Below are 15,225 nucleotides of genomic sequence, written 5' to 3' on the forward strand. Positions count from 1 at the left end.
TCATTTTCGCGTCGTCTCCCAATGAGACTATTGCAAGAAGCCGGCTGCAAAAAGAGATATGGGAAGATGAAGGTGTTATTGTGGGGCGCAGTCTGGATATGTTCATCTCTAAACTTAGAAAAAAGCTAGAACCTGATCCGGATATCAACATTGTTGTTATACGCGGCAAGGGATATAAGCTTGAAATTAGCGCTTAATAATAAGCTCGTTAAACAACAAAGCCCTGATACGGGCATGTATCAGGGCTTTTGTACCGTGAGTGGTAAATTATTTGAACACATTTATGGCTTTCTGATAGTTGTAGAGCGGATTTTACTGAAATACGATGAGAAAAATTTGGATGATAAAAGTGAATAATCCCTTTGATTTTCCTTTCGAAAAGTGTTCAAAAAAATTACCATGTTAGATTTTTTGAACACTTTATAATTTGTATCGCTCTGAAAAAGTTGAAGCGACAAGTAGTTTGTGATTACATGCCCCACAAAATAGGTCATTGGATTTTGCGGATGGCTTGGTATGGTAATCCAGAAGGGAGATTATTAGAATGCTTATTGGAGTTTTTAGAGGCTGTTGAGTCAATTTTAAAAAGATGAAAATAGGATTTAGAATTTTTCCAACTTAGATCGGCCGTTTTCGAACGTTCGAGGCCAACACGGGGAGTAATGTAATAATTGAAAAGATCCCAATTACACGGTGCATTATGGCATTGTTTTTCCAAAGACTAGTGGAGAATAATGATTTCTTCACTAAAAAGCTCGAATAAACTAAAATTTTGTTTCCATCATCCGCCTAACAATAAGCAAACTACATCAGGCCCTTATGTAATATTTGCGCCAACCAGGTTATTTTGCTTTCAAATTGCGGAAACCTACCGAAAAGTATAATTTCCTGATCAAAGCACTTGAATACACTTTGTAAGGTTTCCGCCAAAAACTGGCTGTCTTCCTCATTGAGTTCCGCTATTTCTTTGTTTTCCAAGGCCCAACTGATCATGAGTTTCACCACCAGAATCTCCTCTTCAGACATAATGCGGGACTGCATGATCAGCAGAGAGGGATCCTGCCTCATATCCTCAATAACCAGCTTGTATTTTAATACCACTTCACGCAGGCGTTTGATCTTTACCTCATTAAATGATTCTATATTGGCCGAAAAAGAACGTCTTTTGCTTATCGTGGCTTTGCTTTCCTCCAGGCATTTGGAAAATATTTTGTGACATAAAGCGTCAAGTACCTCTGTTTTATTCTTAAAATAATGATAAAGTGTACTCCGGCCCTTCTTGCATTCATTTGATATGTCCTGCATAGATACCCTTACAAAGCCGTAACGCTCAAACACAGCATCCGCTGCCGCGATGATCTCTTCCCTTATGTTATCGTTTTGATCTGCTTTCATGATTCGACAAAAATACATTTTTTGTTTGTGACTTTTTTATTATTTACAGGTTTAACCGGATTATGCGGAATTAATAATATGACACAATTATTAATAAATCATAAAAACAAATAGCGTATAATTGTCGAAAATATTTAAACAAGTTATTTAATCAAATATGCTTCCGTAATGAGGAGTAAAGTTAGATAATAGGTTCATATTGTATCCTTTTATAGCCCGGAGTGATGTGCTTTGGGATAAACAAACAGTAAAATACTAATCGACGAAAATACAAATAATGTCCAATTTAATTATATGAAAACCAAATTTATACTTGCAGGAGCGATAGTGGCTGCTATCGGGATTTCCGGCTGCTCAGGCAAAAAAGAGCAAAAAAACGGCCCGGATACCTTAGCGGTAAATGTAGTTAATTTAAGTGAGGGAGCTATGTCATCCAATGATCGGATCGTTTACGATGGAACCCTTGAAGCTGAAAAGACCATTGACCTGAGCTTCCAGGTTTCCGGAACCATCCTGTCTTTCCCTATACAAACCGGCGATTATGTAAAAAAAGGACAACTGGTAGGATCTGTAGATGAAACGGTATACCGTAACCAATATAACGCACAGTTGGCGCAGGCTAAACTTGCCAAAGAAAATTATACCCGCATCAACGATGTGTTTAAAAAAGGGAGCGTGGCCGAAATAAAAATGCTGGAGGCCAGGTCAAATTATGAACAGGCAACTTCCGCCGCCCGCGCAACTTACCAGAATATTGCCCATACGCACCTTTATGCACCGGTAAGCGGGTATATTGGTGAAAAGAAAGCCGAAGCAGGTGCCGTTGCTAATCCCGGGCAGCCGGTTTTACAGTTGCTGGATACCCGTTCGGTAAAGGTGCTGGTTGCGGTACCCGAAAGTGAAATCAACCATTATAAAGCAGGAACTCCGGCTACGGTAAAAATTGATGCCTTAGGGGATCAGCCTTTGCAGGGCAACGTAACCGAAGTCGGCGTTTTAGCCCTTAACGGCAGCGCTAATTATAACCTTAAAATAACGTTGGCTAATAACGATATGAAGTTAAGACCCGGCATGCTTTGTAAAGTGATATTTAACAAAACTGCCGGCACTGTCGCCTCTTCCAATATTAAAGAAGTTATTGTACCCGTACAAGCTGTGCAGGTAGATGATAAAGGGACTAACTTCTTATTCATCATGAACGCTCAAAATAAAGCAGAGCGGAAAGATGTAATTACCGGTCAGCTTTACAGTAACGGCATCACTATCAAATCCGGGCTATCGGGTAATGAGCAGGTGATCACCTCCGGTTACCAGAAGCTTGCCGATCAAACCCCTGTCATTGTCAGTAAATAAGCCCGTATCATGAAAAAGAACTCAAATTTAATTGAATGGGCAATGGAGTACCATGTATTCCCGCTTGCGCTTTCGGCCATACTCGTACTGCTTGGTTTATCCGGGCTTTTCAATATGCCACGAAACGAATTTCCGGATTTCACCATCAGGCAGGGCCTGATCGTCGGGCAATACCCTGGCGCTTCATCCAAACAGGTTGAAGAGCAGCTGACTAAAAAAGTAGAGGAATACCTGTTTAGTAACAACGAGGTTAACAAGAAAAAAACTTACTCCTTTTCGCGGGATGGCGTGATGTACATCTTTGTAGAGGTAGCGGATAACCAAAATGCCATCCAAACCAAAGCCTTTTGGAATAAGATCAAAAACGGGATGCTAATCCTGCAAAGCCAGCTCCCTAAAGAAGTTAAAGGGTTTTATATCGACAGTGATTTCGGCAATACGTCTGCCATGCTGATGGCAGTAGAATCCAAGACACGGCCTTATAAAGAATTGCTCCGTAATGTGGAAGACATAGAGGCAGAACTGAGGCAGGTACAGGATGTTGCCAAGATATCCCATACCGGCAACCTGAACGAGCAGATCACCATTTATGTAGATAATAATAAACTGCTGCAAAAAGGGGTATCTGTTAATAATGTGATGCAGGTGCTGCAAAATGAAGGCGCAATTAATGCCACCGGTAAAGTAGAAGGCAAGGTGGTAGATGAGCCCATTCATTTAAGCACTTACTATAAAACCGAGGCCGAACTTGCTGAACAGATCATCAGGCAGGATGCCAACGGTAATTCGGTTCGCCTGCGTGATGTAGCTACCCTGAAACGTGAGTATGATGAGCCGGACAGCTATGTAACCTCCAATGGCACCAAATCCATCGTGATATCACTGGAAATGATCACCGGTAAAAACATTGTGCAGTTTGGTAAGGAACTGGAAGAGCATATCGAAAAAGTAAAGCAGCACCTGCCGCCTGATATTCAACTGGTAAAACTGGCCGATCAACCGGAGGTGGTGGATGATTCGATCAGTCACTTTATGAAAGAGTTTGCTTTTGCGCTGATCGGCGTGGTGTGCGTTGCATTGCTGTTGCTGCCCTTTAGGGTTGCCGCAGTTGCTGCTGCAACTATACCAATTACCATAGCCGCAACGCTGGGTATTATGTATATGGCCGGCATAGAGCTGGACACCGTTACGCTTGCAGCGTTGATTGTGGTGCTGGGGATTGTAGTTGACGACCCTATTGTGGTAATTGATAACCACGTAGAAAAGCTGGATCATGGCATGTCTGTTTGGGATGCCGCCATTAGTAGCGCCAAAGAATTGTTCCCATCGGTATTTACCGCTACGCTGGCTATATCAGCAACCTTTGTCCCACTGGCATTTTTTATGACCGGTACGGCTAAAGATTTTATCCGCCTGTTCCCGGTAACCATCATGATCGCTTTAACACTGTCGCTGATCATCTCCATGATGGTGGTGCCATTTTTCAATACGCTGTTCATCAAAAAAGGCTTGCTGCATAATAAGGCAGATGAAAAAAGATCTTTCCTGGACCGATTGCAGGATTTCTTTAACAGCCATATCGGTAATTCTATGAAACACTATAAGCTAACTGTATTTTTTGCGGTGCTGTCGGTAGTGATCGGTATAGGGATTATGGGTGTATTGCCGCAACAGTTGTTTCCTAAAGTAGAGCGAAACCAATTTGCAATGGAGATCTATCTGCCATCGGGATACAGGCTTTCGCAAACGGACAGCGTGGTGAAGGGAATGGAAAAGATATTAAAGCAGGATAAACGTATCCTTAATTATACCAGCTTTATCGGCAGCAGTTCACCGCGTTTCCACTCGGTATATGCGCCAAATCTTCCGTCAAAAAATTATGCGCAGATCTTGATCAAAACAGTATCTGAAGACGCAACCGCAGAGGTGATTGTTGACTATCAGCATAAATACAGTAACCTATTTCCGGCTGCTTATGTTCGGATGAAACAATTAAACATGATCAACGCGCTGGCACCTATCGAGGTAAGGATCAGCGGAAATGATATTCCAGCCTTAAAACAGGTAGCAAACCAGGTTTTAGCCATTGGTAAAACGCATAAACAGGTTACCTGGGCCCGGACAGATTATAACGAGATACAGCCAACCCTTAAAATAGATGTAAAAACAGCGGAAGCTGCACGGCTTGGGTTAAGCAAAAGTGATATCGCCAATGCGGTAGCCTTGCATACGGAAGGCATTACAGCCACACAGGTTTGGGAAAATAACTACGCGGTAGATGTAAAGATCAAATCTCCGAAAGCTTCCAGGAGTGATCTTTCTGCCTTGCGTGACCTTAACATCGTGTCTCCGCAAACTAAATCTTTGATACCCCTAAGGCAGGTAGCAGACGTAAACCCGGAGTGGAATGATGGCCAGATTGCCCGCAGAAACAGTGTGCGCACGCTGACAGTACGTATGGACGTAACCCAGGAAGCGGTTGCCAATGCCGTATTGCTGGACTTGCAGCCGGCCATCGAAAAAATAAAACTTCCTGTAGGCGTTGAATTGCGTTATGGCGGCGAATTGGAATTGCAGGGAGAGAACCAGGGCCCTATGGGTATCGCACTGGGTGTAAGTATCATCTTTATATTCCTGATTTTATTATGGCACTTTAAACATCTTAAACATGCCCTCTTAAGTATTACCACTATGCCATTAAGCTTATTAGGCGCATCTTTTGGCCTGTTTATTATGGGCTATCCCTTTGGCTTTACTTCGTTCCTCGGCTTACTTGCGCTCTGCGGAATTGTAGTGCGTAATGGTATCATCCTGATAGATTTTGCGGAAGAACTACGATTACATGAGGGTAAATCTGTTTTTGAAGCTGCAAAACTTTCTGCTGAACGCAGGATGCGGCCGATCTTTTTAACCTCTTCGGCAGCGGCTGTCGGTGTGATCCCGATGGTGATCAGCAGGTCATCCTTATGGGGGCCGTTGGGTACTGTGATCTGTTTCGGGTTACTGTTATCCATGTTGCTGACCTTATTCGTGCTGCCCACACTGTATTGGCTGTTTTTCCGCAAGGAGGACAAAATCAACCCGGCGAACGAAACACCTGAAACCGCATAAGTTTACAAATCATGAAATCATTAATCGTATCCATTATTATATTAACCGGGTTGCAGGCAAATGCCCAACAGCATACAATATCCCTGCAGGAAAGCAAGCAGGCGGCCATAGCTTACAGCTACGCACTTAAAAACGGTCAATTGCGGGTGAATTCGGCAAAAGCCGATGTGGCGGCTGCCAAGTCGGACTACCTGCCATCCGTTAGCGGTACCGGCATCGGACTGTTTGGTTTTAAGGATTTTATCCCGGCTATCCCTGATGTTTTAACAAAAGGCATTAATAACTTCTACACGTTAGGGGTTACGGGCACACAAACGCTTTATGCCGGTGGCAAAATTAAAACGGGCAACCAGTTAGCGGCATTGCAGCTGCAGGTGAGCGAGATTCGGAAAAAGCAATCGGCAGATTCGGTTTTATTGCTTACCGAGCAAAAATACTGGAACCTGGTAAACATACAGGAACAGCAGAAAACCATACTGGTCAATGAAGCATTGCTTAACGTGGTATTGAAGATGCAGAAGGACATGCTGGCCTCCGGTTTAATAGCACGTAACGATCTGCTTAAAGTAAAAGTACAACTGAGCCAGTTGCTGGTTAATAAAAGTAAATTGCAAAATGGCCGCCGCGTAGCCCTGCTTGACTTTTCGGTGTATACGGGTATTGCGTTCGATTCGCTGATGGTGATGCAGGATACCCTGAACAAAAACAGCACGCCGGTATTGCCGGCTTTACAGCCCGACACTACGTTAGAAAAAAATACCAATTACCAGTTGCTGACTAAACGCGTGGCGGGTGAACAACTGCAAACCCGTTTAGCCAACGGCGATAACCTGCCCAGCCTGGCTGTTGGACTGAGTGCTGCACAGGTAGGCTCTATCCGAAGCGGCATCGGAAGTAATTTCTCGCCGGCCAGTTTTGTAACCCTCAGTATCCCGATATCAAACGGGTTGTGGGGGCGCGGTAAGCAAAAGGTGAGTCAGCGCAGGATTAACGAAGAAATCGCCCGCAACGATTACCGCGACGGGCAGAACCAGCTGCGGGTAGGAATAATACGCTACTGGTATGACATGCAGGACCAGCTGACGCAGATCCACTATGCCAAAGACAACCTGGAACAGGCTACCGAAAACCTGAAGGTTAATCAGGATAATTACAAAGCCGGTTTGGCTACCATTTCTGAGGTACTGGATGCCCAGACTGCTTACCAGCAGGCCTCAAGTACGGTTGCTACCGCATTTTCTGATTTTTATGTAAGGTCAGCCATATATAATTATGTTACAGCGAAAACCGAAAATCAGCCATGAAGCTGGTTTGAAAAATAACATCCTTGAAGCGTTGGAAGCAACAACTAAAGCAACCGGAATGGAAGATAAAAGAAAACGCCTGATTGATCATGCAATTGAGCTTTTTATCAGGCATGGCATTATCAGTGTAACGATGGATGAAGTAGCGAAGGCTGCCGGTATGTCGAAGAAAACCGTATACCAATGTTTTGCCAATAAAGGAATCCTTGTTGAAGCTGTAGTTGACCAGTTGATAGGGCAATCTAAAAGTATTATCAGCTCAAATATCGATGCCTCCGATAACCCTGTGCAGGAGTTGGTTCTTCAACAGGATCTTTTTAAACATTTAATTGCCTTACGGTACCTTTTTAACGACCTGATGTTGAAAAGGTACCCGAGGGCGCTGAGAGCGCTTCATGACTTTAAAAGCAATCACCTGAAGAAGGTTGTTGAATCAAATTTATCAGATGGTGTAACAAAGGGGCTGTATCGGCCAAGCCTGGATGTTCCGGGCACAGCGGCCATTTATGTATCGGTAACGGACTTTTACCTGTTTAATAACCTAAAGAACCAGGATGAAATATTTGAAGCGCTCCAGTTATTTATCAACGGTATAATTACCAATGACGGACGTCGTCTTCTCGCGGACTATGGTAAGTAAAAGCAAACGGTTCTCTTTATTAGATAGCGCCATTTAAGTTAATCTCCTGGATTACAATGATTGTCATCTTCAGATCATAAAGAATTAGAAGGTGATTTAAAATGCTTAAAATAAACTTTTTAGTATATTTTTGTACTGTTAATTTAATTATCATGCTTACTAAAGCTGAAAGAACAAAACAGTTTATCCTGGAAACAGCGGCCCCTATTTTTAATCAAAAAGGGATATCCGGCGCTAATATAGACGACGTACTTGATGCCGCGAAACTGACTAAGGGATGCCTTTACGGCCATTTTGAAAACAAGGAAGATCTGGCCTTACAGGTTGTTGATTTCATGCTGGATAATAACGGCGAAAAAATGTTGTTAACCATTAGCAAGGGTAAAACGGCAAAGGCCAAAGTGTTTGCCTTTCTCGATTTTTATAAGGATCCTTTGAATACTTACCTTAAAGGCGGATGTCCTGTATTTAACATTGCGGTGGAATCCGATGACAACTTTCCGGCCATTAAGGAAAAGATAGCCGGTGTCATTCGCCATGGGCAGGAAATATTCGTAAGTGTTTTAAGCCAAGGCATTGCCGACGGTGAATTTACTGACAAACTTGACCCGGTCGTTTATGCGTTCAAAGCGGTGGCCGCTGTTGAAGGTGCCGTTGTCATGTGCAGGGCGATGAACACGGCAAAACCGATGCATGGTTTGATCAAGAGCCTGAAAGCTGAACTGGAAAGTTATGAAATATGATTTTTTTGGTACAAAATAAACTTTTTAGTATATTTTAATCGAAGAATTTAGGAACTGTCTTTAACTATCCAAAAATTAGATTAAAGTAGTCAGGAAAAAAAATCGCATGGCTGAGGTTTATGTTAAAATATACTAAAAAGTATAAAATAAAAAACAACAGTATTAACAAAAGAAATAAAAATCATGCAACTAAAAGGAAAAACGGTATTGATCACGGGTGGTGCGTCAGGTATCGGGCTGGAAGCAGCAAAGCAATTTTTAGCCAATGGCGCCAGCGTGATCATCACCGGCAGGAACCAGGTAAAATTAGATGAAGCCAGGAAATTGTATCCGACTATTACGGCTATTAAAAGCGATGTGTCAGATGCAGCTGATGCGCAAAAGCTTTTCAACCAGGTAAAGCAATTGGGCGGTATAGACATTTTATACAATAACGCGGGAGTGTTGACTGACCCCATTAACCTGGGAATGGCAAATAGTCAGCATTTTGAAGATGCGGCATATGAAATGAACGTCAATTACCTGGGGGTAATCCGGCTTAACAATCTGTTCATGGATATGCTGAAATCGAGGAAAGACAGCGCAATTATCAATACGACTTCAATACTCAGTTATGTTCCGTCATTGCTGGAAGCAACTTATTCAGCATCCAAAGTAGCCTTGCAGTTTTACACGAAAACATTGAGAAAGCACCTCCAAATTTTGAACAGCAGCGTCAAAATTTTTGAACTTTTACCCCCGCTTGTTGCTACAGAAATGACAGTTGGCAGAAACGATAAAAAAATGACTACGGAAGACCTGGTGAAAGCGCTGATTGAAGGTATCAAGAAGGATCAACTTACCATTCGTGCCGGTGATACCAAAGCAGTTTATATACTCAACCGGCTTTTTCCAACAATGACTTTTGGTTTGATTAACCCTAAGAAAAGTTACACAGTGTTAGTATCATAGAATTTAATCTTATCATATATTTTAAACATTAAAAAAATGAAAGCTTTCATTATAGACAAGTATAAAAGCAAGGATGGCGGGCACATCGGTCAAATGCCTGACCCGGAACCACAGGGGGATGAGGTGTTGGTAGAAGTACATGCAACTGCTATAAACTTGCTGGATTCCAAGATCAGAAGCGGGGAGTTCAAACTCATTTTGCCTTATAAAACCCCATTCGTTTTAGGCCATGATGTAGCGGGTATTGTAACCAGGGTTGGGCCCCGTGTGCAACAATTTAAAGTTGGAGATGAGGTTTATGCGCGACCAGCAGATCATCATATTGGCACGTTTGCGGAATTCATTGCAATTAGAGAAGCTGATGTAGCGCTTAAGCCGAAAAAGCTGAGCATGGAAGAAGCCGCATCCATTCCCCTGGTAGGTTTGACCGCCTGGCAGGTACTGGTTGAAAAAGGGAACCTGAAGAAAGGGCAAAAAGTTTTCATCCAGGCAGGCTCCGGTGGTGTAGGCACATTTGCCATCCAACTGGCGAAATACCTGGGGGCAACGGTAGCTACCACTACAAGTGCAGCCAACATTGAGTTAGTAAAAAGCCTCGGGGCAGATGTTGTTATTGACTATAAGAAAGATGATTTTGAGAAAGTCCTGCACGGTTATGATCTGGTTTTAAATAGCCAGGACGGAAAGGCACTCGAAAAGTCGCTGCGCGTATTGAAACCCGGCGGAAAACTCATCTCGATCTCCGGTCCGCCTGATCCGGATTTTGCTGAAGAAATCGGTGCCCCCTGGTTCGTAAAATTAATCATGCGCCTTTTGAGCGCCGGAGTAAGAAAAAAGGCCAAACAGCTTAATGTGGGCTTTTTCTTTCTGTTTATGAAAGCCAGCGGATCTCAGTTAAGGGAAATCACTTCTCTTATTAATTCCGGCAACATCATACCTGTTGTAGACAAAGTTTTCCCTTTTGAATCGATCAAAGAAGCGATGACTTATGTTGAAAGTGGACGGGCTAAAGGAAAAGTCGTTGTCAAAATTAAATAAAGTTGTTGCTTGTTCAACGCAATGCCTTAAACCCTCATAATGATGAAAAAAATAAGAATAATATTATTGCTATGCCTTTTTACAGTAGCAAAAGCTTTTGCACAAACTCCCGAAGCCGATAAGATCTTAGGGTTATGGTTGAGCGAAGATAAGACCGGTAAAATTGATGTTTATAAATCAGACGGCAAGTATTTTGGCAAGCTGATCTGGGGTAAAACGATGTACGAACCGGATGGAATTACTTCCCGGAAAGATGTTAAAAACAAAAATGAAAAATTAAGGTCCCGTAACCTCAAAGATCTGATCATGCTTTACGATTTTACGTATCATGATCGAGCCTGGGATGGTGGTCATATCTATGATCCTTATAGCGGTAAAACATACAGTTGTACATTGAAACTAAAAGATGATAAACTAAATATCAGGGGATACATTGGAATATCTCTATTTGGCCGGACAAGTGTTTGGGAAAAGGTAAAATAATGTTTGTCCCAGCTAAATGACATTCAAAACCAGTTAGTAATTATTCCTCATCTCAGTCAAAGTTTCATTCTGTACTTTTTTATCAATAACAAAATATAAAGATAATTTCATTGTAAACTGATGGGCGGTTGATTGTGATGAGTCTTTAGTTAATATTTTTTAAAATGTCAAAAAAAGACCAGCCAAAAGAGTTGTTAAAAAAGGAGCATCAAAGTTTGATAACACCCCAGAAGAATCGCGGGCCAAAATTTACGGCCTGGTGGGTTTGGACATCGATTCAGAAACAGCTGAAGAAATAGCACTTTCCATTGTAGCCGAGATTAAGGCATTGTTCTCCGAAAGAAACGGGCGTTCGCTGAAAGTAAAATCAATGCCGATTCATGATGAAGAAGTCAAAGTCATTTTTGAAGAATAACAGCGTTAATGATAATAGCTGCAATATGAAAATAACAAAAAGAAAAGCCAAAAGAATAGCAAACCGCTCATTGAAAGCGAAATCTATAGATAGAAATATCTATGCAGGTAGCGAGGAAGCATTGTTAAATAAAGTTGTAGAAATAATTGTTAAGATAATTAAGAAAGAGATTGGTTTATAGCGAGTTAAGGTGTTCAATGGTCTGATATTGTGGGACTGCATGGGAATGCAAAGCATTTAAGGGTTATAAATAATTGACAATTAATTAGTTATCGTGTTCGACTATCAACAAAACAGGGGGGGATGGGAATGAAAACACCTTTGTTTTGCAAATAGTTGATAATTAGTAAGGTAAAATATTCGTTTAAGTTGTTTTATTGAGGAGGTCAACAAAATCTATTAAAAACAAGAAATGCAAGTTGTTGATAGTCAAACTATTACAAACTTGCATTTCTGTCTAAGTACTCAGAGCGGGAATCGAACCCGCACTCCTTTAACGGGAACAGGATTTTAAGTCCTGCGTGTCTACCAGTTCCACCATCTGAGCAGGTGATTAACCTTTTAACAATAAATCCCTCCGGTTATAGAGGGATTTGAGCGAAAGACGAGATTCGAACTCGCGACCCCGACCTTGGCAAGGTCGTGCTCTACCAACTGAGCTACTTTCGCATTGGTATTTCCCTTAAACTTTTAAGCTTCGTTAACCGTGAGCCTTATTGCGTTTGCGGGAGTGCAAATATAGACAGAAATGAGTGTTCTGCAAGGAAAAAATGAACTTTTTTTAAAGTTTTTTATAACTCACTGTTTTTCAAAACTTCAGCAGCAAGGTCTGTCTCAAAACCGCGGCTTAAAGCATACTGTTGCAGTTTATACCGGCGTTTATGCTGATTTTTTTCTGGCAGGGTATTGGCTTTTTTCTCTATTATGCGGGTTAAGGTGGCCATGTAGTCGTCAATATCAATTGTCATGAGCGCCTTTTTTATGAGCGGTGGCGAAACATTCTTCAGCTGCAGCCCCTGTTTAATTTTGATCTTGCCCCAGCTTTTCTGATTGAACTTGCCGCGTGTGTAAGCTTTTGCAAAGCGTTCTTCGTTTAAATAATTCTCTTCAATCAATTTACTAATGATGTTTTCTACAACGGCTGTCCACAATCCCCATTCATATAATTTGTTGCGTACTTCCTGCTGTGAGCGTTCCTGGTAAGCGCAGTAATGCTGTGCTTTTGCCAATGCAATTTTTTCATCTGTAATTTTTATTGTTTTAGGCGAATCCATCAAAACCAAAATACGTTAAAATTCTTCTATTCACAGAAATATAAGCAAATTCGTATCATGCAATCTACCTATTCCATAAATGATGTAAAGCATATTATAAACGCAACGGGTAATATAGTTGCCGATTGTACAGTTAGCGTTTTGGTTACCGATAGCCGCCGTATTATTAACCCGGCTGCTTCTTTATTTTTTGCATTAAGCAACAGGAGGGACGGGCATCAGTTCATTGCCGATGCGTATACCACAGGGGTGCGCAATTTTGTAGTTAACTATCAACCAGATACCATAATGCCCGATGCTAACTTTTTAGTTGTTGGGCACGTGTTAACTGCTTTACAAGAATTAGCAGCATATCATCGTAAGCAGTTTGATATTCCGGTAATAGGTATCACCGGCAGTAACGGCAAAACCATTGTAAAAGAGTGGTTGTACCAACTAATGTGTACCGAGTATAATATTGTACGTAACCCCAAAAGTTATAATTCGCAAATTGGTGTACCGCTATCGGTATGGCAAATGAATGAAGCTCATAATCTCGGAATATTTGAAGCCGGTATCTCCACCATAAACGAAATGGATAAGCTGGAAGCCATTATACAGCCTACCATTGGTATACTTACCCACATTGGTACCGCGCATGATGAAGGTTTTAAAAGCCGCGATGAAAAAATAGAGGAAAAATTAAAGTTATTTAAGAATTGTAAGCAGATCATATACAATTATGACCAGCTGATAGATCATAAAGATGAGCTGAAAAGTCGTGACTGTTTTACGTGGAGCAGGAAGTTTAACCTGGCCGACTTATACGTTTTTAGCGAGACAACTATTTCAGGGAGATATTACCTGAGAGCGGTATATAAAGAAGAAGAGATTGAATGTCTTGTTCCTTTCAGGGACGAAGCTTCGATTGAGAATGCCATTGTTTGCTGGGCCACAATGCTCGCAATGGGTTATAGTACAAGTGATGCCGATGAGCGTATTGAACATTTATCGGTGGTAAGTATGCGACTGGAGCTAAAGCACGGTATAAATGATTGCTCAATAATTGATGATTCTTATAACTCTGATATCCAGTCGCTGGAGATAGCCTTGAATTTTTTAGATCAGCAAAATCAGCATCAAAAAAAGACGTTAATATTGTCCGATATCTATCAGTCGGGACTTGAAAAGGGGGCCTTATACAAACAGGTAGCCCAAATGATAGAAGATAAGGAGATAGATAGGTTTATAGGCGTGGGGGCCGATTTGAAAGAGTACAAAGATTGTTTCAGCTTGCCCGATACGCACTTTTACGATGATACCGCATCCTTGTTGAAAGATTTAACCAAGCTGCATTTAAAACAGGAAACCATTCTGATAAAAGGCTCCCGTAGTTTTGAGTTTGAAAGGGTAAGCCGGGCATTAGTGCAGAAAGCTCACGAAACTGTGTTAGAGATAAACCTGAACACTTTATTAAGTAACCTTAACTTCTATAAGGCCAAGTTAAATCCCGGAGTTAAATTAATGGCAATGGTAAAGGCTTTCTCTTATGGAAGCGGCACTTTTGAAGTTGCCAACATATTACAATACAATAAAGTTGATTACCTGGCTGTGGCCTATACTGATGAAGGTATAGCTCTGCGGGAAGCTGGAATTACGCTCCCAATAATGGTTCTCAATCCAGAACCATTGGCATATGACAAGCTTACTGCCAATAAGTTAGAGCCTGTTATTTATACTTTTGGTTTATTGGATGAATTTGTAAAATATGCACAGGAAACAGATATTGTTGAATATCCTGTTCACATCAAAATTGATAGTGGTATGCACCGTGTTGGTTTTGAAGAAGCTGAGGTAGATCCATTATGTGATTTGCTGGAGAGGAATGACTATGTGCATGTACAATCAGTTTATTCACACCTGGCAGCAAGCGATGCCGAGCAGCACGACCTTTTTACATTAAAACAAATAGGCATTTTTGAAAAAGCTTGCGGCCAAATTGAAGATACGTTGGGTTATAAGGTAATTAAACATATTAGTAATACATCGGGCATAACGCGTTGGCCAACTGCGCAGTATGATATGGTTAGGCTGGGCATTGGCCTTTATGGCGTTGATGCTGCCGTATCTCCTGATGATAACGGGTTGAAACCCATCGCCACATTAAAAACTACGGTATCACAAGTAAAGAAAGTTTTGGCATCGGAGACAATTGGCTACAATAGAAATGGTAGCTTAAAAGCCGATGGAAAAATAGCCACAGTTCGTATTGGTTATGCTGATGGATATAGGCGTGCGTTTGGTAATGGTATAGGTAAAATGCTGGTGAACGGGGTACTGGTGCCTACGGTTGGCAATGTATCAATGGATATGTGCATGCTTGATGTAAGCGCGGCAGAGGTGAAGGAAGGGGATGAGGTAATAGTTTTTAATGAACAGTTACGAATTGAGGAACTTGCACAGCAAATAGGAACTATTCCGTACGAAATATTAACAAATGTTTCTGAGCGGGTGAAAAGAGTGTACTTTTACGAATAGA

At 41.6% G+C, this 15,225-nt stretch carries 13 protein-coding genes, 2 tRNA genes and 1 pseudogene; 12 read left to right on the forward strand and 4 right to left on the reverse strand.

Translation table 11 applies throughout. The features are described from left to right. On the forward strand, positions 1-197 hold a 197-nt coding region (locus tag WC743_RS12435), incomplete at its 5' end, for a helix-turn-helix domain-containing protein (RefSeq protein WP_373012332.1). A 607-nt stretch (positions 198-804) separates the two neighbouring features. On the opposite strand, the gene WC743_RS12440 is transcribed toward WC743_RS12435, so the two are convergent. Further along, entirely contained in the window at positions 805-1,395 is a 591-nt protein-coding gene (locus WC743_RS12440; RefSeq protein ID WP_373012333.1) for a TetR/AcrR family transcriptional regulator, read from the reverse strand. Positions 1,396-1,689: 294 nt separating this feature from the next. Between WC743_RS12440 and WC743_RS12445 the strand changes: the two genes are divergently transcribed. The 10 genes and pseudogenes from WC743_RS12445 (at position 1,690) to WC743_RS12490 (ending at position 11,614) form a co-directional block, all read left to right on the forward strand. Next, a complete protein-coding gene (locus tag WC743_RS12445) occupies positions 1,690-2,748 on the forward strand; it encodes an efflux RND transporter periplasmic adaptor subunit (RefSeq protein WP_373012334.1) in 1,059 nt (352 codons plus the stop codon). Between the two features lie 9 nt (positions 2,749-2,757). Next, positions 2,758-5,859, forward strand: a complete 3,102-nt coding sequence (locus WC743_RS12450) for an efflux RND transporter permease subunit (protein ID WP_373012335.1) — start codon at positions 2,758-2,760, stop codon at positions 5,857-5,859. 11 nt (positions 5,860-5,870) lie between these two features. After that, positions 5,871-7,163, forward strand: coding sequence for a TolC family protein (locus tag WC743_RS12455; protein ID WP_373012336.1), 1,293 nt, complete (start codon positions 5,871-5,873; stop codon positions 7,161-7,163). Positions 7,164-7,170: 7 nt separating this feature from the next. Next, positions 7,171-7,803: a TetR/AcrR family transcriptional regulator gene (locus WC743_RS12460; RefSeq protein WP_373012337.1), complete on the forward strand. Its 633-nt coding sequence runs from the start codon at positions 7,171-7,173 to the stop codon at positions 7,801-7,803. Between the two features lie 152 nt (positions 7,804-7,955). Next, positions 7,956-8,546, forward strand: a complete 591-nt coding sequence (locus WC743_RS12465) for a TetR/AcrR family transcriptional regulator (RefSeq protein ID WP_373012338.1) — start codon at positions 7,956-7,958, stop codon at positions 8,544-8,546. 183 nt (positions 8,547-8,729) lie between these two features. Further along, a complete protein-coding gene (locus WC743_RS12470) occupies positions 8,730-9,497 on the forward strand; it encodes an SDR family oxidoreductase (RefSeq protein WP_373012339.1) in 768 nt (255 codons plus the stop codon). A 36-nt stretch (positions 9,498-9,533) separates the two neighbouring features. Beyond that, positions 9,534-10,535 (forward strand): NADP-dependent oxidoreductase, encoded by a 1,002-nt coding sequence (locus WC743_RS12475; RefSeq protein ID WP_373012340.1) that lies wholly within the window; start codon positions 9,534-9,536, stop codon positions 10,533-10,535. A 42-nt stretch (positions 10,536-10,577) separates the two neighbouring features. Beyond that, positions 10,578-11,018 (forward strand): DUF2147 domain-containing protein, encoded by a 441-nt coding sequence (locus tag WC743_RS12480; protein WP_373012341.1) that lies wholly within the window; start codon positions 10,578-10,580, stop codon positions 11,016-11,018. A 208-nt stretch (positions 11,019-11,226) separates the two neighbouring features. Next, a pseudogene (locus WC743_RS12485) lies at positions 11,227-11,433 on the forward strand (XdhC family protein); the annotation flags it as partial. A gap of 25 nt (positions 11,434-11,458) precedes the next feature. Next, positions 11,459-11,614, forward strand: coding sequence for a hypothetical protein (locus WC743_RS12490; protein ID WP_373012342.1), 156 nt, complete (start codon positions 11,459-11,461; stop codon positions 11,612-11,614). 281 nt (positions 11,615-11,895) lie between these two features. On the opposite strand, the gene WC743_RS12495 is transcribed toward WC743_RS12490, so the two are convergent. From WC743_RS12495 to WC743_RS12505, 3 genes are all read right to left on the reverse strand, one after another. Beyond that, positions 11,896-11,980 (reverse strand) — tRNA-Leu (locus WC743_RS12495). 49 nt (positions 11,981-12,029) lie between these two features. Further along, positions 12,030-12,102, reverse strand: a tRNA-Gly gene (locus WC743_RS12500). 122 nt (positions 12,103-12,224) lie between these two features. Continuing rightward, a complete protein-coding gene (locus tag WC743_RS12505; RefSeq protein WP_373012343.1) occupies positions 12,225-12,707 on the reverse strand; it encodes a regulatory protein RecX in 483 nt (160 codons plus the stop codon). 57 nt (positions 12,708-12,764) lie between these two features. Between WC743_RS12505 and WC743_RS12510 the strand changes: the two genes are divergently transcribed. Then, entirely contained in the window at positions 12,765-15,224 is a 2,460-nt protein-coding gene (locus WC743_RS12510) for a bifunctional UDP-N-acetylmuramoyl-tripeptide:D-alanyl-D-alanine ligase/alanine racemase (RefSeq protein ID WP_373012344.1), read from the forward strand. Position 15,225: the final 1 nt, after the last annotated feature.

This window comes from Mucilaginibacter sp. (genome assembly GCF_041660805.1).
Taxonomy (GTDB): domain Bacteria; phylum Bacteroidota; class Bacteroidia; order Sphingobacteriales; family Sphingobacteriaceae; genus Mucilaginibacter.